The organism is Paenibacillus sp. B2(2019) (genome assembly GCF_008370385.1).
Taxonomy (GTDB): domain Bacteria; phylum Bacillota; class Bacilli; order Paenibacillales; family Paenibacillaceae; genus Paenibacillus_AQ.
The window spans coordinates 406,419-429,470 of sequence record NZ_VTZR01000024.1; the positions used below are offsets into that span (position 1 = coordinate 406,419).

25 protein-coding genes are annotated in these 23,052 nt (G+C 45.2%); all 25 read left to right on the forward strand.

Annotated features, from left to right (window positions below; genetic code table 11):
- The first annotated feature begins 30 nt into the window (after window positions 1–30).
- Complete coding sequence (locus PAENI_RS23115) at window positions 31–399, forward strand: 2Fe-2S iron-sulfur cluster-binding protein (RefSeq protein ID WP_149646812.1); 369 nt, start codon at window positions 31–33, stop codon at window positions 397–399.
- Window positions 400–429: 30 nt separating this feature from the next.
- Window positions 430–1,176 carry a DUF3939 domain-containing protein gene (locus PAENI_RS23120; protein ID WP_256716305.1) on the forward strand — a complete coding sequence of 249 codons (747 nt, stop codon included), beginning with the start codon at window positions 430–432 and terminating at the stop codon, window positions 1,174–1,176.
- 256 nt (window positions 1,177–1,432) lie between these two features.
- On the forward strand, window positions 1,433–3,484 hold the full coding sequence (locus PAENI_RS23125) for a serine hydrolase domain-containing protein (protein WP_149646813.1): 2,052 nt from the start codon (window positions 1,433–1,435) through the stop codon (window positions 3,482–3,484).
- A 396-nt stretch (window positions 3,485–3,880) separates the two neighbouring features.
- Entirely contained in the window at window positions 3,881–5,359 is a 1,479-nt protein-coding gene (gene spoIVA, locus PAENI_RS23130) for a stage IV sporulation protein A (RefSeq protein ID WP_042129583.1), read from the forward strand.
- 376 nt (window positions 5,360–5,735) lie between these two features.
- Entirely contained in the window at window positions 5,736–6,008 is a 273-nt protein-coding gene (locus tag PAENI_RS23135; protein ID WP_036676223.1) for an HU family DNA-binding protein, read from the forward strand.
- A 117-nt stretch (window positions 6,009–6,125) separates the two neighbouring features.
- The gene (gene mtrB / locus PAENI_RS23140; protein ID WP_042190204.1) at window positions 6,126–6,374 is read left to right on the forward strand and encodes a trp RNA-binding attenuation protein MtrB; all 249 of its coding nucleotides are present in this window, start codon (window positions 6,126–6,128) and stop codon (window positions 6,372–6,374) included.
- Window positions 6,375–6,468: 94 nt separating this feature from the next.
- On the forward strand, window positions 6,469–7,011 hold the full coding sequence (locus PAENI_RS23145) for a hypothetical protein (RefSeq protein ID WP_149646814.1): 543 nt from the start codon (window positions 6,469–6,471) through the stop codon (window positions 7,009–7,011).
- A 90-nt stretch (window positions 7,012–7,101) separates the two neighbouring features.
- Window positions 7,102–7,995, forward strand: coding sequence for a heptaprenyl diphosphate synthase component 1 (locus tag PAENI_RS23150; protein ID WP_262495696.1), 894 nt, complete (start codon window positions 7,102–7,104; stop codon window positions 7,993–7,995).
- Window positions 7,996–7,998: 3 nt separating this feature from the next.
- Window positions 7,999–8,751 (forward strand): demethylmenaquinone methyltransferase, encoded by a 753-nt coding sequence (locus tag PAENI_RS23155; RefSeq protein ID WP_149646815.1) that lies wholly within the window; start codon window positions 7,999–8,001, stop codon window positions 8,749–8,751.
- Window positions 8,744–9,619 (forward strand): UbiA-like polyprenyltransferase, encoded by an 876-nt coding sequence (locus tag PAENI_RS23160; protein WP_042190197.1) that lies wholly within the window; start codon window positions 8,744–8,746, stop codon window positions 9,617–9,619. Before PAENI_RS23155 ends, PAENI_RS23160 begins: the two co-directional genes overlap by 8 nt.
- The gene (locus tag PAENI_RS23165; RefSeq protein ID WP_042190195.1) at window positions 9,616–10,218 is read left to right on the forward strand and encodes a UbiX family flavin prenyltransferase; all 603 of its coding nucleotides are present in this window, start codon (window positions 9,616–9,618) and stop codon (window positions 10,216–10,218) included. Before PAENI_RS23160 ends, PAENI_RS23165 begins: the two co-directional genes overlap by 4 nt.
- Before the next feature lie 4 nt (window positions 10,219–10,222).
- Window positions 10,223–11,083 carry a menaquinone biosynthetic enzyme MqnA/MqnD family protein gene (locus PAENI_RS23170; protein WP_149646816.1) on the forward strand — a complete coding sequence of 287 codons (861 nt, stop codon included), beginning with the start codon at window positions 10,223–10,225 and terminating at the stop codon, window positions 11,081–11,083.
- A complete protein-coding gene (locus tag PAENI_RS23175) occupies window positions 11,080–12,048 on the forward strand; it encodes a polyprenyl synthetase family protein (protein ID WP_149646817.1) in 969 nt (322 codons plus the stop codon). The genes PAENI_RS23170 and PAENI_RS23175 overlap by 4 nt, the downstream gene beginning before the upstream one ends.
- Window positions 12,049–12,147: 99 nt before the next feature.
- On the forward strand, window positions 12,148–12,591 hold the full coding sequence (gene ndk, locus PAENI_RS23180) for a nucleoside-diphosphate kinase (RefSeq protein WP_094870061.1): 444 nt from the start codon (window positions 12,148–12,150) through the stop codon (window positions 12,589–12,591).
- A gap of 27 nt (window positions 12,592–12,618) precedes the next feature.
- Complete coding sequence (locus PAENI_RS23185) at window positions 12,619–13,422, forward strand: CheR family methyltransferase (protein WP_076284563.1); 804 nt, start codon at window positions 12,619–12,621, stop codon at window positions 13,420–13,422.
- 107 nt (window positions 13,423–13,529) lie between these two features.
- The gene (locus tag PAENI_RS31965; RefSeq protein WP_170880309.1) at window positions 13,530–13,691 is read left to right on the forward strand and encodes a hypothetical protein; all 162 of its coding nucleotides are present in this window, start codon (window positions 13,530–13,532) and stop codon (window positions 13,689–13,691) included.
- Window positions 13,692–13,904: 213 nt separating this feature from the next.
- Window positions 13,905–15,074 (forward strand): chorismate synthase, encoded by a 1,170-nt coding sequence (gene aroC, locus PAENI_RS23190; protein WP_149646818.1) that lies wholly within the window; start codon window positions 13,905–13,907, stop codon window positions 15,072–15,074.
- Window positions 15,075–15,076: 2 nt separating this feature from the next.
- The gene (gene aroB / locus PAENI_RS23195) at window positions 15,077–16,180 is read left to right on the forward strand and encodes a 3-dehydroquinate synthase (RefSeq protein WP_149646819.1); all 1,104 of its coding nucleotides are present in this window, start codon (window positions 15,077–15,079) and stop codon (window positions 16,178–16,180) included.
- Window positions 16,174–16,548 carry a chorismate mutase gene (gene aroH, locus PAENI_RS23200; RefSeq protein WP_042190180.1) on the forward strand — a complete coding sequence of 125 codons (375 nt, stop codon included), beginning with the start codon at window positions 16,174–16,176 and terminating at the stop codon, window positions 16,546–16,548. Before aroB ends, aroH begins: the two co-directional genes overlap by 7 nt.
- Before the next feature lie 332 nt (window positions 16,549–16,880).
- A complete protein-coding gene (trpE, locus tag PAENI_RS23205; protein ID WP_149646820.1) occupies window positions 16,881–18,446 on the forward strand; it encodes an anthranilate synthase component I in 1,566 nt (521 codons plus the stop codon).
- Window positions 18,447–18,485: 39 nt separating this feature from the next.
- Window positions 18,486–19,526 carry an anthranilate phosphoribosyltransferase gene (gene trpD / locus PAENI_RS23210; RefSeq protein ID WP_042190176.1) on the forward strand — a complete coding sequence of 347 codons (1,041 nt, stop codon included), beginning with the start codon at window positions 18,486–18,488 and terminating at the stop codon, window positions 19,524–19,526.
- Entirely contained in the window at window positions 19,516–20,346 is an 831-nt protein-coding gene (gene trpC / locus PAENI_RS23215) for an indole-3-glycerol phosphate synthase TrpC (RefSeq protein WP_149646821.1), read from the forward strand. Before trpD ends, trpC begins: the two co-directional genes overlap by 11 nt.
- Window positions 20,339–21,016, forward strand: a complete 678-nt coding sequence (locus tag PAENI_RS23220; RefSeq protein ID WP_149647067.1) for a phosphoribosylanthranilate isomerase — start codon at window positions 20,339–20,341, stop codon at window positions 21,014–21,016. The genes trpC and PAENI_RS23220 overlap by 8 nt, the downstream gene beginning before the upstream one ends.
- Window positions 21,013–22,212, forward strand: a complete 1,200-nt coding sequence (gene trpB / locus PAENI_RS23225) for a tryptophan synthase subunit beta (RefSeq protein ID WP_042190170.1) — start codon at window positions 21,013–21,015, stop codon at window positions 22,210–22,212. Before PAENI_RS23220 ends, trpB begins: the two co-directional genes overlap by 4 nt.
- On the forward strand, window positions 22,209–23,033 hold the full coding sequence (gene trpA, locus PAENI_RS23230; RefSeq protein WP_042190168.1) for a tryptophan synthase subunit alpha: 825 nt from the start codon (window positions 22,209–22,211) through the stop codon (window positions 23,031–23,033). Before trpB ends, trpA begins: the two co-directional genes overlap by 4 nt.
- Window positions 23,034–23,052 lie beyond the last annotated feature (19 nt).

Here is a 23,052-nt window from a genome sequence, read left to right on the forward strand (position 1 = left end):
TTACATAATGTTGAGGAAGGAAGTAACATCATGAAATCGCAAAATGGCGTCACCGTTATGTTTCAACCTGAAGGTCGTAAAGCTGTGGTGAATCGTGGTATCTCGTTACTGGAGGCAGCTCGTAAAGCCGGAGTGAGCATTACCACTCGCTGTGGAGGCAAAGCAGGCTGTCTGATGTGCAAGGTTAAAATTGCGACTGAAGAGGCCACAGCGCTGAGACCGCCAGGGGATATTGAACGACGTAAGCTTGGAACTACGTTAGAAGAAGGAGTGCGTCTGGCTTGTCAGGCTGCCGTATGGAGCGATGTGACCGTTCAGGTGCCAGAAGATCCACTTAAGGCTGCTGTACGCCGTAAGCTTGAAGCTGCGCGGCGTGGGGAAGAAGATGAGCTGTGGTAGTGTTAGATTGTCACCGTGGGAGGGACTCGGTTGGAGTTTATACGAAGAAAGAAGAAGCTAAAGGCAGGAGCAAGACTTTTTCTGGTAGTGATGTCAATCGCTCTTACTCTTTCCGGATGTCTGTATCCTGGAGAAGAAAAGCGTGCCAGCGTTAATTATCGAGAAAGTGTTAAACGGATACAAGCAGCCGTTGATGATTTTCAACAAGAGGAAGGTGTGCTTCCGATCCTTAATGCGGATGAAGCTACTCCAAGATATGAGAAGTTCCGGATAGACCTAGGCAAGCTGAACAATAAGGGATATTTGGATGATATTCCGGCTACGGCTTTTGAGCAGGGCGGAAGCGCTTATTTTCTTATTTTGAATGAGGAAAGCGATCCAGTTGTTAAGGTGATGGACCTTGTTACCGTTCAAAAGGTGAATGATGTGCAGCGTCAGATTAATCGTTATAAATCAGCTCATGACGGCTCTTTGCCCGTACTGGATGAGCTATATCCTGGACTTTACACCATTGATCATAAGAAGGCAGGAACAAGCTCCATATCATTAACTAGCGTCTATTCCGGGCAGGTTCTTGATTTCATCATGGATAAGGCTGGAACGGTCTATGTAGATTATGTCTTTGATATTATAGCTGCCATCGAAAAGAATGGTGGGGAACATGACGAGAAAAAAGATTTGCGACTAGATCTGGAGGAAGCTTCCTATTACGTGCCCGTGAAGTCTTTGCCGTATCTATGGATTAACAATCAGCCTGTCCCGCAGTCTCCTAGTTGAAGTGAAAGTTAAAGCTTAAGAGCGTCTAAGCTTCGGTTATATCCGAAGGATTAGGCGTTTTTGTGTTGTTCAGATATTGCCTTAACAGAAGCTTAATTGTCTTACATAAATCGTAGATGGAATTAAGGTTCTGTTTAATGGCGCGTAAGACTGGATTGTTAGAATGAAGGTAAGAAAGGAGATTCAGTTCAGGCTAGAGATGAATCGTGAATAATTCATAATCGTTCAAAATTAGAGGCAAAAGGATGTTGATGACATGAAAAAAAATATCATATGGACGCTTGCAGCGGCCTTAGCCCTAACCCCACTTATTCCTACAAGCGCGATGGCTTCCAGCAGCGTAGCTACGGTTTCTTCTAAGACGCTAGAGAAGCTCGCTGCTGAGAAAGCAACGCTTCTAACTGAACAATATGGGATAACCAGCGTACAGTATGCCTTGATCGACAATGGAGTGATCAAAGTATCGGGACAAACAGGAATTAACGACAAATCAGGAAAAATCCCTTTAACGAAGGAAACAATCTATGGTATTGGCTCTACGAGCAAAATGTTTACGGCGTCAGCGGTCATGAAATTAGTAGATGAAGGCAAGATCAATCTCGATACTCCTGTCGTACAATATATAACGGATTTTAAGATGGAAGATGAACGTTATAAAAAGATTACCCCACGCATGTTGTTGAATCACTCATCCGGTTTGCAGGGTTCGAGTTTAAACAGTGCATTTTTATTCAATGATCCAGATACGTACGTACACGATACGCTGCTAGAGCACTTGTCTACACAGAAATTAAAGGCAGAGCCCGGAGCTTTCTCTGTTTATTGCAACGATGGATTCACGCTGGCTGAGATTCTTGTAGAAAGAGTCAGTAAAATGACTTTCACGGAATTCATTCATCACAATTTTGCAGTACCTTTGGGTATGAACCATACCATGACGCCACAAGATAAGGTAGATTCAAGCAAATTTGCCGGTCTTTACTCTCCTGCATATGAGGGCCAGCTCCCAACGGAGACGACCAATGCTATTGGTACAGGCGGAATCTACTCTACGGCGGAGGATTTGGTCCGATTCTCGCAAATCTTTACTGGGAAGCGAGCAGATGTACTCTCAACCAAATCAGTACAGGCCATGGAGCAAGAAGAGTATAGAAAGGGATTTTGGCCCAAAGACGGGGATAATTCTGCTGACTACGGACTTGGTTGGGATAGTGTGCGATTATTCCCTTTTAACGATTATGGTATAAAAGCTCTTGTTAAAGGAGGAGATACACAGATGTATCAATCCTCCCTCGTCGTGCTTCCTGTACAGAATATGGCTGCAGCAGTCATTACCTCGGGCGGGAGCTCCTCAATTAATCAACTGCTGGCAAGTGAACTGCTCCTTCAGGCGATGAAAGAGAAGGGCGCAATTAAAGAAATCAAGCCAGATAAATCATTTGGCAAGCCAGTTAAGGCTGACATGCCAAAAGATCTTGTGAAATACGCAGGTTATTACAGTACTCTAGGCGATCAGTGGAAGGCAGCTATCAAAAACGGGGAACTCTTGTTATCAGGAATGACTGCTCCGGAACAAAAATTTATTTACACCACGGATGGAACTTTTGTTGATGAGGAAGGCAGCACAAAGGTTAATTTTGTAAAGGAAAGCAACGGACGGACTTATTTGTGGATGAGCCAGTATATTTCGGTTCCTGAATTAGGCCAGCTTGCGTATTCTGAATATAAGGCGGAGAAATTGGAAGTTGCAGCACTGAATAAACAAACCGCAGATGCGTGGGCAAAAAGAGAAGGTAAGTTATACTATCCAGTCAGCGAGAAATTCAGTTCCATCACCTATATGAACATGATTAGGCCAACAATACAGACAAGTGAGGGTTATTTCAAAGGTATGAAGATAACAGGTCCAAATACGGCAGGGAGCCAGCACCAAATTCCTGGCATCGCGGGACGAGATACATTTGATATTCTTTTCTATGCCAAAGAGGGCATAGAGTACTTTAATGCGGCTGGAACCTTGTATATGAGTGAGGACGGAGTGAAGCCGCTCTATAAAGGCAAATCGTCGATAGCTACGATACAAGCTGATGGTTATGCTAGATGGTTCAGTGTTCCCGAAACAGCGGCTGGAAAGAAAATGGTAGTTAAGATGCCAGCAAAAGGTGCTTTTATGGTATACGATGAAACGGGAGCCCTAGTGAATAACACGGTCATTAGTAGTAACAATGAGGTTGTACTACCTATTAAGGGCAATATTGTATTTGCCGGGAATGCCGGAGCTTCATTTGGTATTACGCTACTGAAATAGAGAGTAGATACGCATATATGGATTGGGCCAGCTATTATAGCTGGCTATTTTGTTAGTTCTATCAATGAACCCTACCTCATATGATGGATGAGAAAGCTTCCGGGCGTCAGACGCCTTGCGGCGCGCACAACTAATTTTTAGAAATTACATTGCAAAATGCGCGATTATGGGTCATAAATTCGTTCCGGATACATATGATGATACTAGTCCAAATGCATGTCCGAGCATTCGGAGTTTAGCGCGGGGCCAGTACGTCCCGGTCGAAAGCAGCTAGGCTTCGGGCGGGCATACGATAAGTCCGGTTGATGTCCTGCAAGGGTCAGATTACCGGCGGAACGCGAAGTCGATGCTCTTCAGGCATTTTTTCTTCGGAGTAATATGAGGAGGGGATCTCTTTTGGAAAAAGTGGATATTTTCAAGGACATTGCCGAGCGTACCGGCGGAGACATTTATCTTGGCGTCGTCGGCGCGGTTCGCACGGGGAAATCGACATTTATCAAGCGCTTCATGGAAACAATTGTCCTGCCTAACATCACGAATGAGGCAGATCGGGTAAGAGCTGTGGATGAGCTTCCGCAAAGCGCAGCAGGCAAAACAATTATGACCACTGAACCTAAGTTCGTGCCTAACAACGCAGTCCAAATCAAGGTTGCGGAAGGGCTTGAGGTTAACGTTCGACTGGTAGACTGTGTGGGTTACGCTGTAGAAGGCGCTAAAGGCTACGAGGATGAGAATGGACCACGAATGATCTCTACACCTTGGTTTGAGGAGCCAATTCCTTTTCAGGAAGCGGCAGAAATCGGGACCCGTAAGGTCATCCAGGAGCATTCAACGCTTGGTGTTGTAGTAACAACAGATGGTACGATTGCAGAAATTCCGCGGAACTCGTACGTGGACTCTGAAGAGCGCGTCATTGCAGAGCTGAAGGAAGTGGGTAAGCCATTTGTGCTTGTCATTAACTCCACTCGCCCACGCAGTGAGGAAGCACAGCAGCTCCGTAGCGAGCTAGCCATCAAATACGATATCCCTGTCATGACACTCAGCGCAGCAAACATGACCGAAGAGGATGTAACAGGTGTACTGCGTGAAGTATTGTACGAATTCCCTGTTCATGAAGTAAATGTGAACTTGCCAAGCTGGGTCATGGTGCTTGGAGAGAATCACTGGCTGCGTAGTAGCTATGAGAACTCCGTTCGCGATACGGTAAAAGACATTCGCCGCTTGCGGGATGTTGACCGGCTCGTATCTCAGTTCACAGAGTATGATTTTATCGATAAAGCAGGCCTAAGTGGTATGAACATGGGTCAAGGTGTAGCAGAGATCGATCTGTATGCCCCAGAAGAGCTGTATGATCAGGTTCTGATGGAGGTAGTAGGGGTTGAAATCCGCGGTAAAGATCACTTGCTCCAGCTGATGCAGGAATTCTCACACGCGAAAAGAGAGTACGACCGTTTCTCGGAAGCTTTAGAAATGGTCAAGACTACCGGTTATGGTATTGCTGCTCCTTCGTTAGCTGAAATGGCTCTCGATGAACCAGAGTTGATTCGTCAAGGCTCTCGCTTCGGGGTTCGTTTAAAGGCCACCGCACCATCTATTCATATGATTCGTGTTGATGTTGAATCTGAGTTCTCACCAATCATTGGTACAGAGAAACAAAGTGAAGAGTTGGTCCGTTATTTGATGCAGGATTTCGAGAACGACCCGATTAAGATTTGGGAATCCGATATTTTTGGGCGCTCCTTGCATTCCATTGTGAGGGAAGGTATTCAAGGCAAGATTGCGATGATGCCGGATAATGCGCGCTACAAATTGCAAGAAACGCTTGGTCGGATCATCAATGAAGGCTCAGGCGGGCTTATTGCAATTATTCTCTAACTTAAATTTAAGCAGATTGGAAGAGTGGGAGAGATCCCACTCTTTTTATGCGTAAAAATAACGAAACTTGATTCCTAGTTCCTATAATAACGGTGAATCTGACTCAATTTTTTTTCTGAAAAGAAGAATTAACCTGGTCTTATAGGTCTATAAAATTAGATGGCAATTGGATGTTTATGCAAGCATAGATGATAATTTCTACTCCTTTTTTGTCTAACTGCTTGAATTTATGGATGGGCTGTATTACTATAAGTTTGTTGCGCTTCAAGGTCTATGGGCGCCAGTGTTCAGTAATAAACGGGATTATCACGTATATTTTACGTTTAAACGGAAACAGTGTATGATACCGGAAATTTACTCAGGGAGGTGAGAAAACATGAATAAATCTGATTTGATCAATGTAGTTACAGAAGCAACTGAACTTCCCAAGAAGGATGCTACTAAAGCTGTAGATGCGGTTTTCGAAGCAATTACAGAAGCGCTGCAAAGCGGTGATAAAGTACAACTGGTTGGATTCGGAAACTTTGAAGTGCGCGAACGTTCCGCACGTAAAGGCCGTAACCCACAAACTGGTGAAGAAATCGAAATTCCTGCAAGCAAGGTACCGGCATTCAAACCTGGTAAGGCGCTGAAAGACGGAATCAAATAAAGATTTCTACATATCAATCCCATAGTCTTTTTAAGTAACAACTATGCCGCCCTCCAAGGCGGCATTTGTTTTTTGGAATAGCATGGGCTGTACATTAGGTTTAGAGGAGGATCAGCGATGACGGATAAAAATACGAGCGAAAATCCGCTTCCGACAGGTAGCGACTATATTGTGGTTAAGGCCAAAGAAAATGGCGTTCAAGTCATTGGGCTAACCAGAGGTACGGATACACGCTTTCATCATACAGAGAAGCTAGACAAGGGTGAGGTGTTGATTGCCCAATTTACCGATCATACCTCAGCAATGAAAATCCGCGGAAAAGCTGAAATTTTAACGAAACACGGACAATTGGAAAGTGAAAGCTGAAAAGCAGGCATAGCCTGCTTTTTTTCAAAATATAGTAAGGGTGAATGATCATATCCACAAAAAAAGTGGGTACTATGGATAAGGGGGCGTGTCCATGAACAAAGCCTGGTTGATCGGTGCCGTATTACTCTTGACTGCGACCTCTGCTGTTATTTTGCCGAAACTGGCAGACTTAGACTCATCCGTACAGCAGAGAAATGGGACAGTGGAGACTTTTACTGGCAGCCATAACACAGTGCTGGACAATGACAATCTTGTTGATGTTCTGGGCGCTCTTCCGTTGACCTTATCCATAGATAGCGTTGGCTGGGAAGATCATGTTCTGTCACTGGATCTGAAAGTGAGCGGGAACGATCATGAACCTGAGGAACTCTATCAAAATATGGCTCAGGCCATTTCCTTTGCTATTCAGGAAACCTCGAATGTGGATCAACTTCTACTTCGCATTGTGGTAGAAGATAAATGGCTAGGTAGCCGCCGACTGCTGTTGGCTGGTGATATCAGACGTTCTGAATGGTCTTATACGCTGCAAGATGAACTTCAGTCTGCGGGTAATCTTCCTATATCGGATCGTCTCAAAACGGGCTTCCGCATTAGTGAAACCGAGCTCTGGAAGAAACAGTTCATTTATCCTTGAATGGATTAAAAGAAACTCAGGCGTACCACAGTGCGTGACAAAAAAACATGTGATATAATAGACAAGATTGTGAACAAACGAATTATTATTATGTCAATGGCTTCGGAGGCTGAAATGAAACCGTACTGCATACCGCAACTGGCTAAACCCTACACCGACTACGACATGATTCAGAAGCATACGGATTTGCCGCCGTTTTCTGATGGCCGGGGTCATTTGTTATATATTTTTCTAAATCATGCTTCTTCTGCAAAAGGAAGTGCCGGAGAGTTGTACACGCTTGTGACAGCGCTTGTTCAACTAGGTCTGGACACGCATGAGGTCATTGACCGTTCGAATGATAGACGGGGGGGAGACCCTATGCGTTCCCGTCAATTGAAGGTTCTAGCTGGCGATTACTTCAGCAGCTGGTTTTACCATTTGCTTGCAAAGAGTGATCAGATCGAGATGATTGGAATCTTGAGTAAGGCGATTGCAGATTTCAATGTCTTGAAAGCGAATCTCTACGTGAAGATGAGAGGCATACGCCTTTCGGCTGAACAATACTTGCGGCACATGGTACAGCTGAATATGCGGCTGTTCCTTTCTTTTACGCCTATGATTGAGAACTCCTTAGTGGAGCTGTGGGAAAAACTGCTGGCAGAATTCAGTCAGTGCGAGACCGTTGCTATTGAGCTTCTTCGTAGTGATGATCCTGCGAATGCAGGGAATGGCTATTGCTACTGGAAGATGATGGAGACTGCAACGGAGGAAGAACGTAAGCAACTTCAAGACCTGAACCTTGATCAGAAGGAATGGAAGATGCTAAAAATGAAATATAAATGTGATTCGCAACTGACGGACAAGCTTCATCAATCGCTTCAGTCTATTCAGGGGCTATTGCAAAGCGTTAAAGACGAGAGTTTACTTAGAGAGCTAGAGATCGCGCTGGATCGTTTTCTCCTGCAGATGAAGGTCACAGGACAAGCAGCCGTGGAGGGTTAAGGGATGACTATGGAAAAAACGACAACTGCTGTGGGTGATAGCAGCAAACCAAAAGAGCAGTTTGTACATTCCGTATTTGAGAGTATTGCTGGAAAATACGATTTGATGAATGACATCCTAAGCTTTCGCCGCCACAAGGCATGGCGTAAATTCACGATGAAGAAGATGGGGATGAAGCGCGGGGATTCGGCCGTTGACCTATGTTGCGGAACCTGTGATTGGAGCATCGCTTTGGCGGAAGCTTCGCAGACTGGCAATGTAATTGGACTGGATTTCAGCGCAGGTATGCTTGAGGTAGGTCGCCGCAAAGTGGAAGAGCGCAAGCTTCAGGACCGTATTTCGCTGGTGCAGGGCAATGCTATGGAGCTGCCTTTTGAAGACAATGCGTTTGATTATGCAACGATTGGATTCGGACTACGCAATGTGCCAGATCCTGTTCAAGTGCTTAACGAAATGAAGCGGGTAGTAAAACCTGGTGGAATGGTTGTATGTTTGGAGCTATCCAAGCCGATGAAACAGCCGTTTAAAGGTGTATATTTCTTTTATTTCCAGCGTGTACTTCCATTGCTGGGTAAGTTATTCGCGAAAAGGTACGAGCAATACAAATGGCTGCCAGAATCATTGGCAATGTTCCCAGATCGGGAGCAACTGGCCACTATTTTCCGTGAAACCGGACTTCAAAAAGTGGAATCCTTCCCCTTGACCGGAGGCATCGCGGCATTACATATTGGGCTCAAGGAGAACGGGAATGTTTAAGAAAATCGGTATCTTTTTACAAATGATTAAGTTTGAACATACGGTATTTGCTTTACCCTTTGCCTTTATGGGTGCTTTACTGGGATCCGTTGTCATGAATGATAGCCTCCCATCCTGGAGTCAAATTGGCTGGATTGTAATCGCTATGTTTGGAGCACGCAGTGCAGCTATGGGATTGAATCGATTGATAGACCGAATCAGTGATGCCAAGAATCCACGCACAGCGGGAAGAGCGATTCCTGCAGGGTTACTTAAGATCGGTGAAGTTGTCATTTTTATAGGCATTTCGTTTTTCTTGCTCTTTTGGGCAGCCTTTAAATTGAATCCTTTGTCAGCTAAGCTGTTACCTATCGCTGTATTCCTTCTTGTTATTTATTCATTCACTAAGCGCTTTACATGGGCATGCCATCTTATCCTCGGCCTCACCATTGCGCTTGCACCACTGGGCGGCTGGGTTGCTGTGACCGGTAGTGTGAATTGGACTTCAATGGTATTTTACTTCACAATTGTGTTTTGGACGGCTGGTTTTGATGTTATATACTCTTGTCAGGATGTTGAATTTGATCTTAAAGAAGGCCTGAAATCCATTCCAGTGCGATTTGGGGTCCAAGGTGCACTCGTTATTGCCCGTGTGTTTCACATTCTTACGGCGATTGGATTCGTATCGCTGCTGTTTTTGACGGATTTAAGCTGGTGGTATGTGGCTGGTATGATCCTCGCATATATTATTCTCTTTTATGAGCATTATATTGTGTCTCCGAGTGATCTCAGTCGTTTACAGACCGCTTTTTTCACTATGAACGGCGTGCTAAGCATCGTGGTGTTCTCTTTCACTTTGATTGACTTGGTGGTGCATTTCAAAAAATGACGCTTACTAAACCGAAAAACTTCGTGGTTGGAATTACAGGGGCAAGCGGTGCTATTTATGGTATTCGTCTGATCGAAACGTTGCTATCGCTAGGCTACTCCGTTCATTTGGTAGTAAGTAATGCGGGCTGGCGCGTTTTTAAAGAAGAACTAGGTTATATCGCATCAGACCGGGAAGGCTTTTTGAACGAAAAGTTCAAAGGCTATCCCGGTTCTCTACTTTATCATCCTGTCGCTGATATCGGTGCATCTATTGCAAGTGGTTCGTTTCGTGTGGAAGGGATGATTATTATGCCTTGTTCCATGGGAACATTGTCTGCGGTTGCTAATGGAACCTCCGACAATCTGATGACTCGTGCTGCTGATGTTATGCTTAAGGAAGGACGTCCACTGGTCCTTGTTCCTCGTGAGACACCTCTGCATGCTATTCATCTTGAGAATATGTTGAAGCTGTCCCGTCTGGGGGTTCGGATCATTCCGGCAATGCCGGCGTTTTACTTTGGGCCACAAAGTATGGATGATCTGATTAATTTCATGGTGGGTAAAGTGCTTGACAGCTTTAATATTGAACATCAATTATTTCGCAGATGGGGGGATTGAAAGGATGGAGAATAACAGCCACACCATCATAGGTAAAATCAGCTATACTAACTCATGGCCGGTATTTCACAATTTTCATCCCTCTGCACTGAAATATCCGGCAGAGATGGTGAGTGAGGTACCTGCCATTCTTAATCAGGGGATGAGTCGTGGAACGATTCATGTGGGTGCATTATCCTCTTTTGCGTATGCTGAAGCCAGTGATAAGTTATTGCTGTTACCTGATTTATCGGTAAGTGCGGACGGTCCTGTGAGGTCTATTTTTCTTTTTTCTCGAGTGCCTCTTGCACAGATAGGTGCAGGTACGATTGCTGTTACGAACACTTCTGCAACATCGGTAAATTTGCTGAAAATTTTAATGGAAAAGGCTTTTGGCAATAAACCAGAATATATTAGCGCTAATCCTGATTTGGATGCTATGATGCATCAAGCAGATGCCTGCTTACTCATTGGTGATCATGCGATTAAAGCCTCTTGGCAGGATCAAGGGTATATCGTTACGGATCTGGCGGAGCTTTGGAAAGAATGGACGGGCTTAGGGATGACCTTTGCGGTCTGGGCAGTGAATCGAAAAGCTGCGAATGACAAACCGGAAGCCATTGCGGAGATTGCAGAAGCTTTTGCTGAGAGTAAACTGCGGGGATTAAGTGATTTAGATCCTATAGTACTTGCAGCCTGTACGACAATTGGAGGAACTAAGTCTTATTGGGAAGGGTACTTTCGCAATTTAAGCTATGATTTTGGAGAAAGGCAGCAGAAAGGTCTGAACCTCTATTTCCGCTATGCCTATGAGATGGGTCTGCTGCCGCAGGCAGTGAAGATGGAGATTTGGAGTCATAAACTGTTGACACGGGTGAAGGAATGAAACGACTGCAAATATTCGGATTACTGAACAGAGACATGGATCAGATTGAAAAAGATTTGTACCGTAGCGTACAGGGTGATGACGACCTACTAACCGAGACTTCTCTGCATTTACTAAAAGCTGGCGGTAAAAGATTGCGTCCCGTATTTGTTTTGATGGGTGGGAAATTTGGAAAGTATGATCTTGAGAAGCTGAAGCGTGTGGCGATACCGCTAGAACTAATTCATAGCGCTTCACTAGTTCACGATGATGTCATTGACGATGCAGAACTGCGCCGAGGTGAACTTACTGTTAAGGCCAAATGGGGCGATAAAATTGCCATGTACACCGGTGACTACATATATGCGAAAGCACTGGTGATGACGACGGAGCTGAAGAATCCGCGAATTCATCAGATTTTGTCCAAGGCTATGATTGAAATGTCGATCGGTGAGATGGAGCAGATTCGTGACTTCTTCAACAGTGAGCAAAGTGTGCGTCATTACCTGCGGCGGATTCGCCGTAAAACAGCGCTGTTGATTGCAGTCAGTTGCCAATTAGGTGCACTTGCTGCTGATGCTGAACCAGAGGTGGCTCGTCTACTTTATAATTATGGATACAATGTAGGGATGGCTTTCCAGATTCGTGATGATTTACTTGACCTCTCAGGCACCGAAAAACAAATCGGTAAACCACCAGGAAGTGATATGCGGCAAGGGAACATCACCCTTCCTGTCATTTATAGCCTGGAGGATGAAAGATTGCGAGCTCCGCTTCTTGAGGAGTTGAAGTCTATTCGTGAAGGGCACAGCACAGTAGGGTGTGCTATTGATCTTATTCTTTCTGGAGACGGAATTGCCCGTTCCGAGGAGCTGGCTTCGCGATATATCGCGAAGGCACTTGCTGCACTAGATCAGTTGCCTAACAACAAGACTAAGCGTAATCTGCGCGATATTGCCTTTTTTGTAACAGGTAGAGCTTATTAGTATTTTGGTGATCATGAAATTAAACGTTTCCAGAAAGCTCGGTTTCTGTTAAGATAGCGTCAAAACAACCCAACTAATGGGAAATTGGAGAGTGCCTCTATGGAAAAGACGTATCTGATGGTCAAACCGGATGGAGTACAACGTGGATTAATTGGGCGTATTGTCTCACGCTTTGAAGATAAGGGTTTTAAGCTGGTCGCTGCAAAGCTGATTACAGTTAGTGAAGACCAAGCAAAAAGACATTATGCGGAGCATGCTGGCAAGGACTTTTTTGCAGAGTTGGTTTCTTTTATAACTTCAGGTCCAGTGTTTGCAATGGTATGGGAAGGTGATGATGTTGTAGCATTATCCCGTACGCTCATTGGTAAGACAAAGGTAGGAGAAGCCTTGCCGGGTACGATTCGAGGCGACTTTGCCAGCCATACACCGCTTAATTTAATTCATGGATCAGACTCGCCTGAAAGTGCAGAACGAGAAATTGCTAATTTCTTTACTCCAGATGAATTGAATCTTTATAACAAAGAGATCGCAGTCTGGATGTAGGAGCCAAGCGGGAGGCGGGGGATTAACATGTCTGATCGTAATGTTGCAGCATTAACAGCAGATTCAGATTACATCGGGTTTATTCATCATGTTAAGCAAAGCACCGGAATTGATCTGGCTCAGTATAAAGAAGCGCAGATGAAGCGGCGTTTAACGACTCTTCGTGTGAAGAATGGATATCAAACCTTTAGTGATTTTTTTGCCGCAATGATGAAGGACAAGGAATTATTTTATGAATTTTTGGACCGAATGACGATTAATGTCTCCGAGTTTTGGCGGAATCCGAATCGGTGGGAAGTACTGCGAGATATCATTCTTCCTGACATACAACAATCTGGTCGCAGATTGAAACTGTGGAGCGCTGCATGTTCCACTGGAGAAGAGCCCTATACGCTGGCTATGATTTTATCGGATAAGAATTTATTGGGACAGACTGGCATTCTGGCTACGGATATTGACGACGGTGCGCTTTCCAAAGCAAAGCAAGGTTTGTATCTGGAACGTTCTTTAAAGGATGTGCCTAAGGATGTTGCTGCGCGTTATTTTAAACCCGAGGGTCATTTATTCAAAGTTAGCGACACGCTTAAGAAAAACATAGATTTCCGTAAACAGAACCTACTGCTGGACAAGTTCGATGAGGGTTTTGATCTTATCATTTGTCGCAATGTAATGATCTATTTTACTGAAGAGGCGAAGAATAAGCTCTACCATAAGTTCTCGGCTAGTTTACGTCCAGGCGGGTATTTGTTTGTAGGTAGTACAGAGCAGATCTTTACGCCAGCGCAATATGGCTTTGAATCGACGGAAACCTTTTTCTATCGTAAAAAATAAATACTTCTTGCTCCTTCGTCTGTGTACTTTTTTAGGTATACTTTCGCTATCGTTCAGTGATACTGGGTAGTAGAATCTGTAAGCTAAGCGAAAGGATCGTTAAACCGATGGACAAAAGCAAGGTCATTGCCGCGTACAAACGAGGCTTTATTACCGTTCGTGAGTGCGGGCAAATTCTCGGTGTAGAAGAAATGCAATTGAAGCGCCTTCTGCAACTGGAAGAGCGTAAGTCTACATTTCCTTCAACAAGTCAGCGGATCGGAAGCTAACAAGTGCCGGACCGAGCCGAGGAGCGCCATTTATACTCTTTAGAGTATGAATGGCGCTTTTTCTTTACACAAAAACCAATTCATTTTGTCGCGAATGGAGTCGTTTTAGGGAGATCCCTTTCTTGTCAAAGAGGATTGCCTATAATATAATGAGCAAAGATCATTAGGATTTTAGCGGTTTACAGTTTAAAAGTATAAAAGGGGGAACGCAGCATGAGTTTGCGCTATTTAACAGCGGGGGAAACGCACGGCCCCCAGCTTACGGCCATTATTGAGGGATTGCCAAGTAATTTGACATTGGATTTTGAAGAGCTTAATTTTCAATTGCAGCGTCGACAAAAGGGTTATGGACGTGGACGTCGCATGCAGATTGAGAAAGATACGGCACAAATTGTAGGTGGAGTGCGTCATGGCTATACTACAGGTGCTCCAGTAGCCTTGGTAGTAGAGAATAAAGACTGGACCCACTGGAAGAACATCATGAATATCGAGCCTATTCCTGGCAGTGACGAAGAAAAACGCCGCGTAAATCGGCCGCGTCCTGGCCATGCAGACCTGAATGGCGGATTGAAGTACAACCATACAGATCTTCGTAACGTACTGGAGCGCTCCAGTGCTCGCGAAACAGCAGCCAGAGTCGCATGTGGCGCTGTAGCCAGACAGCTGCTTGCAGCTTTTGGCGTGAAGGTAGCAGGGCAAGTTATTCGTATCGGTGAAATTGAAGCGCCTGCTAACGATCTGCCTATCGATGAGCTGATTAAGCGGACAGAACAGTCCTCTGTCAGAGTTGTCGACAAAGAAACGGAACAGAAGATGGAGGCTTACATAGATCAGATTAAGGAAGAGGGCGACTCCATCGGTGGAATCGTTGAATGTATCGTCGAAGGACTTCCTATCGGACTTGGCAGTTATGTACAGTCTGATCGGAAGCTTGACGGAGCAATCGCTGGGGCGGTAATGTCGATTAATGCATTCAAAGGCGTTGAAATTGGCATTGGGTTTGAAGCTGGCAAATTGCGTGGATCGCAAGTCCATGATGAAATTATGTATGAAGCTTCTAAAGGATACTACCGTGCAAGTAATCGCTTAGGTGGTTTTGAAGGTGGTATGACTAACGGTATGCCTGTTGTAGTTCGCGGTGTCATGAAGCCGATCCCTACCCTTTATAAACCGCTTCAAAGTGTGGATATTGACACGAAAGAACCATTTACAGCGCAAGTTGAACGCTCCGACGCTTGTGCAGTTCCAGCGGCGTGTGTTGTTCTGGAAAACGTAGTGGCTTGGGAAATCGCAAAAGCATTCCTTGATAAATTCGGTGGCGACTCACTGGAAGAAATTAAAGCGAACTATGAAAATTACCTATCACAGCTGGAGAGCTACTAATTATGCGTACTATTAATGTAGATTTGGGCGACCGCTCGTATCCTATTCTTATCGGTAGTGGTTTACTAAAGGACATCGCCCATTATTGTGCTGAGGCCGGATTTTCGGAGCGTAGTCCACTGTTAGTAGTAAGTGATACTGAAGTAGCGCCAAGGTACTTGCCGGCTCTTGAAGAAGGTTTACGTTCTCACGGCTATACTGTGGTTAGTCACATAATGACGGCAGGTGAAGCCTCTAAATCATTAGACGTGTATGAAGAAGTCATGACAACCGCGATTCAAGCAGGATTAGATCGCAATTCAGCAGTTTTAGCTTTAGGCGGCGGCGTGGTTGGCGATTTAGCAGGATTTGTAGCAGCAACCTATATGCGTGGAATCGGTTTTCTGCAAATTCCGACGACGATCCTAGCTCATGATAGTAGTGTGGGTGGTAAAGTGGCGGTCAATCATCCATCAGCCAAAAATATGATAGGGGCTTTCTATCAACCGTCAATGGTACTCTACGATTTGGATACACTAAGTACTCTTCCAGCACGGCAAGTGTCATCAGGTCTGGCTGAAGTGGTAAAGCACGGTCTCCTCGTGGACAAAGAGTTCGCATATTGGTGTCGTGATCATGCCGAAGAGCTGCTAGAGCTGAATGTCGAAGCCTTAGGTTATGCTTTAGAGCGTGGCTGTGCAATTAAGGCAGATGTAGTGGCGAATGATGAGCGTGAGCATGGACTTCGAGCGATATTGAACCTTGGACATACGATTGGACATGCCATTGAAGCAGTTGGTGGGTATGGTGTGTTTCTGCACGGAGAAGCGATTGCGATTGGGATGGCGGGTTCAGCGCTATTGGCTGCGAAGCTTGGGCGGGATACTTCCATTTATGAGGATACTGTATCTATGCTGACCGCGCTGTCACTGCCTGTACGGCTTCCTTCCGAGTATGATGAAGATGAACTGATGGACGCTATGATGCATGATAAGAAATTCAAGGAAGGCAAGATGACCTTTATCGTGCCTGATTCCATAGGCTCTGTAAGCATTGTGAACGATGTGCAGGAGTCGCTTGTGCGAGAGGTTCTCGCAGAGCTTAAGAAGGAGGGAAGACCGTGGTAAACCGAGGAATTCGCGGAGCAACAACCGTGACTAAGAACGAAGAGGCAGAGATTTTACGTGAGACCGTTATATTACTGCGGGAGATCGTAGAACGTAATGATGTTATAGCTGAGAATATAAGCAATGTATGGATTACGATGACCAATGATCTGGATGCTACTTTTCCTGCAAGAGCTATTCGTGAGATTGAAGGCTGGGAAATGGTTCCACTTATGTGTTCAACGGAAATCCCGGTTAAAGGAAGCTTGCCGATGTGTATCCGGTTGATGGTACAGATTAATACGGATAAATCGCAGCGTGAGATTCGCCACGTTTATCTGAATGAGGCTCAGAAGCTACGTCCGGATTTATCAGAGAGCAAGTCTTAAATTATAGTTGTGGGTTGTCAATGACCCTCGTCATCATGTATAGTGTAGTTAGCCGAGTATAGAAGAGTTTAGTTTAGTTGAGATGAGTATAGTTGAGCAGAGTGCGAGAAGTTTTTTAGATTAGCATGTATCGTGTAAGCAGAGTCTTTATTTTGATATGCACTGAAGTCATTTATCAGTGATATATCTTATTTAGGGATAAGTCTGTAAACACTACATAATTATGCTAATCCATGCTCAAAAACATATACTTACTTACACAAACCCTCTACTTCGGTAGAGGGTTTTTTTGTATTTCGGAACCATTCATATATCTAAGGGGGCATCTAACAATGACGAATCCAAGTGTTCAAGAGGTGGTAAAGCTGTCGCGGGATTATAATCTGATTCCTGTTGTAAAGCGACTGCTCGCGGATATGGAAACACCTATCCGGTTATTCCAACGTTTCGCTGAACGTGATCGCGCGTTCTTGCTTGAAAGTGTAGAGGGTGGAAAACAATGGGCACGGTATTCGTTCATCGGTAGCGATCCCTTTTTGATGATATCCGGTAAAAAGGGTGCAATTAGCGTAGAAGTCGGCGGAGAGAAGAAGCAACTATACGGAAAGCCGATTGAGGAGCTTAAAGCGTTACTCCGTTCATACCGTAGTCCTAAGCTTGACGAAATGCCTCCATTTACTGGAGGGGCTATCGGATTTTTCGGATATGATCTGCTGCAATATTATGAGAAATTACCTCAGCATCCTGTGGATGATCTCCAAATGGATGATATAAGATTTATGTTTTGCGATCGGATCATTGTTTTTGACCATGTGAAGCAACAGATTCTGCTTGTTGGTAACCTGCATGTAAAAGATGGAGATACAGATTCGGATATCAGATCCAATTATGAAAGCCTGAGTCGTAAGCTGGAGGCTATGGCCGAAGATCTGCAAAAAGAAGGCCCTAAGGAAAATGTGAATCGTCGCAGCATTCCGCAGGATATCGATCTTGGAGAGATTCATTCTAATCTCACTAAAGAGCAGTACATCAACAATGTAGAACAGGCGAAGGAATATATTCGCTCAGGCGATATTTTTCAAGTGGTATTGTCACAGCGGTTGCATATTGAAACGGAAGTTTCTCCATTGCATGTATACCGGATGCTCAGAACTCTTAACCCCTCTCCTTATATGTACTATTTGAAAATGGACGAGGAGATTATTGTTGGTACTTCACCTGAAGCACTCGTAAAGGTAGATGGAAATCGTGTGGAGACACGGCCGATTGCTGGAACTAGACCAAGGGGTGACAGTGAAGCATCAGACCGGGCGTTTGCTGCGGAGCTCTTGGAGGATGAAAAAGAACGTGCGGAACATCTGATGCTTGTTGATCTGGGTCGTAATGATCTAGGGAGAGTATCCAAATTTGGTTCAGTAAAATGTGATTCCTTTATGGAGATTGAAAGATACTCCCATGTCATGCACATGGTATCGAATGTGTCAGGCACGCTCAGTGAGGATAAAGATTTCTTTGATGCCTTTCTCTCCTGTCTGCCTGCAGGAACGGTTTCTGGGGCACCGAAGCTGCGAGCTATGGAGATTATAGCAGAGCTGGAAAAAGAAGCTCGAGGTGCTTATGCCGGAGCAATTGGATATTTAGGGTTCTCAGGAAACATGGATTCTTGTATCACCATTCGTACCATCATCTTCCGGAAAGGTCGTGCGTACGTACAGGCCGGAGCAGGTATCGTTTGGGATTCGGTTCCCGAGAAAGAGTATGAAGAAACGGTGAATAAGGCGAAGGGCATGCTGAAAGCTATTCGTATGGCAGAAGCTATGTTTCCATCCGAAGTGAAAGAGAAACAAGTTATCAACCAAGATTATATGTACGAATATACCCCTGAACAAGTGGTTTGATTTATATAGTAACTCATTAAGGCTGGGAGGAAGAACATTATGGATGCAACGAAATTAATTCAATCAGGAATCGCCGGACTAATCGAAGGCAAGAATCTGACACGTACAGAAGCACGAGATATAATGGGTGCTATAATGCTAGGAGATGCTTCACAAGCGCAAATCGGCTCACTGCTGACCGCCTTACGAATTAAAGGAGAAACCGTAGAGGAGATTACGGGTTTTGCAGAAGCTATGAGAGGGTTCGGCACATCCGTACTGACTGATCGCGCACGCTTGTTAGATACTTGTGGTACGGGCGGTTCCGGCATCCATAAATTTAATATTTCAACCGCCTCAGCGATTATTTCATCAGCGGCTTCTGTAAGAGTTGCCAAGCATGGAAATCGCTCTGCTTCAGGCAGAGCGGGAAGTGCGGATGTACTTGAAGCCCTTGGCGTAAACATTCATCTGAATGCAGACCAAGCCCGAGAATGTCTGGATCGTATCGGCATTTGCTTTTTATTCGCACAAATTTATCATCCTTCGATGCGGCATGCAGCAGCTCCTCGTAAAGAGCTTGGTGTACGTACGATCTTCAATATGCTGGGTCCTCTTACGAATCCCGCTGGAGCTGACCGTCAGCTCCTAGGGATTTATGACCGAAATAAGACGGAGACGGTGGCTAATGTACTGAAGGAGCTAGGTTCCAAGCGCGCAATGGTTGTAAGCAGTTCGGATGGTCTGGACGAGATTAGCATCTCTGCCTCTACATTAGTGTCTGAATTAAAAGAGGGTGTAGTGACCACTTATGAAATTACTCCGGAGGGATTAGGTCTTAACAGACATCCACTTGAAGCTGTTTTGGGTGGAGACGCAGCAGAGAACGCAGCAATTATTACCTCTGTGCTCCAAGGTGAGATCAATCCCTACCGAGATATCGTGTTAGCTAATGCAGGAGCATGTATATATGTTGCGGGTCTGGCGGATACCATGGCCGGAGGCGTCGAGAAAGCTAAAGAAGTAGTGGATTCGGGTAAGGCATTATCCAAGCTGAAACAGCTTGTTGTGATGACGGAGGAACTTAATTATGTATCTTGATAAAATTGTCGCTACAAAGATCAAAGAGGTGGAGGCGCTCAGTAATAGCTTTTCTCTAGCTCAAGCTGAACGTGATATAGCAGCACTCCCTCAGACTAGAGGCTTTCGTAAGGCTCTGACTCAGGGGAAGAACAGGGATATGGGTTTGATTGCGGAGGTAAAGAAGGCATCTCCTTCAAAAGGGCTGATTCGTGAGGATTTCGATCCTGTTTCCATTGCAAAAGGTTATGAAGCGGGCGGCGCTGATTGTTTATCTGTTTTGACGGATACAGATTATTTTCAGGGCAGCGCTGCTTACTTGCAGCAAGTGAAAGAAGCTGTAAATCTGCCGCTGCTACGCAAAGATTTTATTATCGATGAGAAACAGATTTATGAAGCGCGTATTCTTGGAGCAGATGCGGTGTTGTTAATCGTTGCTATTTTGACACCGGATAAACTGTCTCATTTTATAGAAATAGCTACTGAGCTTGGAATGGATGTATTAATCGAAGTTCATGATCAGAATGAGCTTGCGGTGGTATTAAGTACAGACAAGATAACACATCCTAATATTCTGCTGGGTATTAATAATCGTAATCTGCGTACCTTTGAGACGTCCTTAGAGACAACGGCAGAGCTGGCAGCACTAGTACCTCAAGGGGTTCCTGTGATCAGTGAAAGCGGAATTGCAGGGCCAAGTGATATTGACTACTTAAGAACGACTGGCGCTCACGGGGTCCTCGTAGGGGAATATCTAATGCGTCAAGCAAATGTAGAAGAAGCGGTAAATGGATTGCTAGGAATGCTTCCAAATGGAAAGGACCGTGTCCGGCATGGCTGAGACATTGGTAAAAATCTGTGGACTTCAGGACGTTGAAGTGCTAAAATCTATATTACACTTACCACTAGATTATATTGGATTTGTATTCGCTCCTAGTCGTCGCAGGGTTACTCTGGAGCGTGCTTCCGAACTGATTGCTGAACTTTCGCAATGGAAGACTAGTGAAAAACCTAAAGCTGCTGGGGTTTTTGTTAATCCAGAGCTGGATGAGCTGAGCGAACTGCTCTCCGTTGTGTCATTAGATGTCATTCAGCTACATGGGCAGGAAAGTCCAGCCTTTTGTCAAAAGGTTCGGCAAGCTTTCCCACACGTTCAGGTGTGGAAGGCATTGTCTGTTGCTGATAAAGAGCGTGATGACGCGGATAACAAATATACATTGGAACAATATGCAGGCTTCGTTGATGCTGTATTGTTAGATACTTATGATCCTAAGCAGAGCGGCGGCTCTGGGCGCACGTTCGCTTGGGAGAGGTTGCCTGATTATCAGGAAATCGCGCTACGAAATGGTTTGCCATTATTTGTGGCTGGCGGACTTCATCCTAATAACGTAGGAGAGTTGCTAGATACTTATGCTCCGTACGGAGTAGACGTATCTAGTGGAGTAGAGAGTGAAGGCCTTAAAGATATTATTAAAATGACAGCTTTTGTGGAAAGGGTGAAGCAATCATGACACAAGTACCGGACCAGCATGGACGTTTCGGTTCATTCGGAGGGCGCTTCGTGCCCGAAACTTTGATGACTGCATTGATTGAGCTGGAGGAAGCCTATGAGAAGTATTCGGCAGACCCTGCTTTTCAAGAAGAAATAGATTATCTATTAAAGCAATATTCCGGACGGGAGACCCCACTGTATTATGCGGAACGTCTAAGTAAACATCTGGGAGAAGCAAAAATATATTTGAAGCGTGAAGATTTGAATCATACGGGTGCTCATAAGATTAACAATGCGATTGGTCAGGGAATTCTGGCTAAAATGATGGGTAAAACCAAGGTGATCGCTGAGACTGGAGCTGGTCAGCATGGTGTAGCTACTGCTACGGTTGCAGCCCTACTTGGTATGGAATGTAAGGTGTTTATGGGGGAAGAGGATACTCGTCGCCAGGCACTCAATGTATTCCGTATGAAGCTGCTTGGTGCTGAGGTGATTCCCGTTACTTCCGGATCGCGTACCTTAAAAGATGCCGGCAACGAAGCGCTTCGCTACTGGGTTAGCAATGTGGAAGATACTTTTTACATTCTCGGTTCTGCCGTAGGCCCACATCCTTATCCGATGATGGTTCGTAACTTTCAGCGGGTTATTGGTGATGAAACGCGGCGCCAGATTCTTGAGGCTGAAGGAAGACTGCCGGATGTGCTTGTTGCTGCAGTAGGTGGCGGTAGTAATGCTATCGGCATGTTCTATCCATTCGTAGAGGATAAAGGTGTCGGTATGATTGGTGTTGAGGCAGCAGGCAAGGGAATTGACACACCATTTCATGCGGCGACGATGAGCAAGGGGACTCATGGCGTATTCCAGGGTTCGATGAGTTACCTTCTGCAGGATGAACATGGTCAAGTAACAGAGGCTCATTCCATCTCCGCAGGTCTGGATTATCCAGGCGTAGGTCCTGAACACTCCTATTTAAAAGATATCGAACGCGCAAAATATGTTCCGATTACGGATGCAGAGGCGCTTGATGCACTGAAGCTGCTATGTGTAACGGAAGGTATTATTCCAGCTTTGGAGTCAGCGCATGCGATAGCCCATGTAGTGAAGATGGGTCCAACCCTTACCAAGGATGATATTGTTGTTATCTGCCTGTCAGGCCGGGGAGACAAAGATGTGGAATCGATCATGGCGTACACAGAAGGGAAGGGAAATGAATGACAACCGAAACTACAAACCGGATGGATTTGGTATTCCGGAAGCTTAAAGCTGAAGAACGGACGGCATTAATTCCTTTTCTGACGGTTGGAGACCCTGATCTGGAGACTACGCTTGCCATCATCGCAGAACTGGAGGCGGCAGGTGCAGACATTTTGGAGCTAGGAGTACCTTACTCTGATCCGCTAGCAGATGGCCCTGTCATTCAGCGAGCGTCTGCACGAGCTCTGCGGGGGGAGGTTCACCTGCGTACCTGTATGGAGACCGCGTTAAAAGCTCGTCAAGCCGGAAGCAGCCTGCCCTTTATTTTGTTTTCCTATTACAATCCTATCCTGCAAATGGGGTTGGATACATTTTTCGCAGAACTGAATGCTCATGAGATTAGTGGTCTTATTATTCCAGATCTTCCTGTCGAGGAATCAGAGGAGATGCGTCGCCGCAGTAGTGAAGTTGGCGTTAATCTCATTCCACTGGTTGCACCGACCTCAAGTGAACGTATTGCGAAGATTGTCTCAGGTGCGAGTGGGTTTATCTATTGTGTATCCTCGTTAGGTGTGACAGGGGAACGATCCACTTTCCATGCTGATGTAGAGGCGTTTATTGATTCCGTGCGTCAAGCTACGGATCTGCCGGTGGCTGTAGGATTTGGGATCTCAACTGGCGAACAGGTTGCCCGCTTTGCTCAGATTTGCGATGGCGTGGTAGTAGGTAGTGCGATTGTTCGTAAAATAGAAGAGGTCATTCCACTGCTCGATAATCCCGCTACACGGAATGAGGGGCTGTTGCAAATTCGAGAATTTGTGGCACAATTAAAAAGACCATAACAGTGTCATTTTGACCTGT

What these genes read in the sequence shown, in the direction of transcription:
- PAENI_RS23135 (WP_036676223.1), top strand. Translation starts at nt 5,736, where the DNA reads ATGAATAAATCTGATTTGATCAATGTAGTTACAGAAGCAACTGAACTT.
- trpE (WP_149646820.1), top strand. Translation starts at nt 16,881, where the DNA reads ATGACGAATCCAAGTGTTCAAGAGGTGGTAAAGCTGTCGCGGGATTAT.
- PAENI_RS23175 (WP_149646817.1), top strand. Translation starts at nt 11,080, where the DNA reads ATGAAACGACTGCAAATATTCGGATTACTGAACAGAGACATGGATCAG.
- aroB (WP_149646819.1), top strand. Translation starts at nt 15,077, where the DNA reads ATGCGTACTATTAATGTAGATTTGGGCGACCGCTCGTATCCTATTCTT.
- PAENI_RS23170 (WP_149646816.1), top strand. Translation starts at nt 10,223, where the DNA reads ATGGAGAATAACAGCCACACCATCATAGGTAAAATCAGCTATACTAAC.
- PAENI_RS23115 (WP_149646812.1), top strand. Translation starts at nt 31, where the DNA reads ATGAAATCGCAAAATGGCGTCACCGTTATGTTTCAACCTGAAGGTCGT.
- trpD (WP_042190176.1), top strand. Translation starts at nt 18,486, where the DNA reads ATGGATGCAACGAAATTAATTCAATCAGGAATCGCCGGACTAATCGAA.
- trpC (WP_149646821.1), top strand. Translation starts at nt 19,516, where the DNA reads ATGTATCTTGATAAAATTGTCGCTACAAAGATCAAAGAGGTGGAGGCG.
- PAENI_RS23160 (WP_042190197.1), top strand. Translation starts at nt 8,744, where the DNA reads ATGTTTAAGAAAATCGGTATCTTTTTACAAATGATTAAGTTTGAACAT.
- trpA (WP_042190168.1), top strand. Translation starts at nt 22,209, where the DNA reads ATGACAACCGAAACTACAAACCGGATGGATTTGGTATTCCGGAAGCTT.
- PAENI_RS23185 (WP_076284563.1), top strand. Translation starts at nt 12,619, where the DNA reads ATGTCTGATCGTAATGTTGCAGCATTAACAGCAGATTCAGATTACATC.
- trpB (WP_042190170.1), top strand. Translation starts at nt 21,013, where the DNA reads ATGACACAAGTACCGGACCAGCATGGACGTTTCGGTTCATTCGGAGGG.
- PAENI_RS31965 (WP_170880309.1), top strand. Translation starts at nt 13,530, where the DNA reads ATGGACAAAAGCAAGGTCATTGCCGCGTACAAACGAGGCTTTATTACC.
- PAENI_RS23155 (WP_149646815.1), top strand. Translation starts at nt 7,999, where the DNA reads ATGACTATGGAAAAAACGACAACTGCTGTGGGTGATAGCAGCAAACCA.
- PAENI_RS23165 (WP_042190195.1), top strand. Translation starts at nt 9,616, where the DNA reads ATGACGCTTACTAAACCGAAAAACTTCGTGGTTGGAATTACAGGGGCA.
- PAENI_RS23150 (WP_262495696.1), top strand. Translation starts at nt 7,102, where the DNA reads ATGTCAATGGCTTCGGAGGCTGAAATGAAACCGTACTGCATACCGCAA.
- PAENI_RS23220 (WP_149647067.1), top strand. Translation starts at nt 20,339, where the DNA reads ATGGCTGAGACATTGGTAAAAATCTGTGGACTTCAGGACGTTGAAGTG.
- PAENI_RS23125 (WP_149646813.1), top strand. Translation starts at nt 1,433, where the DNA reads ATGAAAAAAAATATCATATGGACGCTTGCAGCGGCCTTAGCCCTAACC.
- ndk (WP_094870061.1), top strand. Translation starts at nt 12,148, where the DNA reads ATGGAAAAGACGTATCTGATGGTCAAACCGGATGGAGTACAACGTGGA.
- PAENI_RS23145 (WP_149646814.1), top strand. Translation starts at nt 6,469, where the DNA reads ATGAACAAAGCCTGGTTGATCGGTGCCGTATTACTCTTGACTGCGACC.
- mtrB (WP_042190204.1), top strand. Translation starts at nt 6,126, where the DNA reads ATGACGGATAAAAATACGAGCGAAAATCCGCTTCCGACAGGTAGCGAC.
- aroC (WP_149646818.1), top strand. Translation starts at nt 13,905, where the DNA reads ATGAGTTTGCGCTATTTAACAGCGGGGGAAACGCACGGCCCCCAGCTT.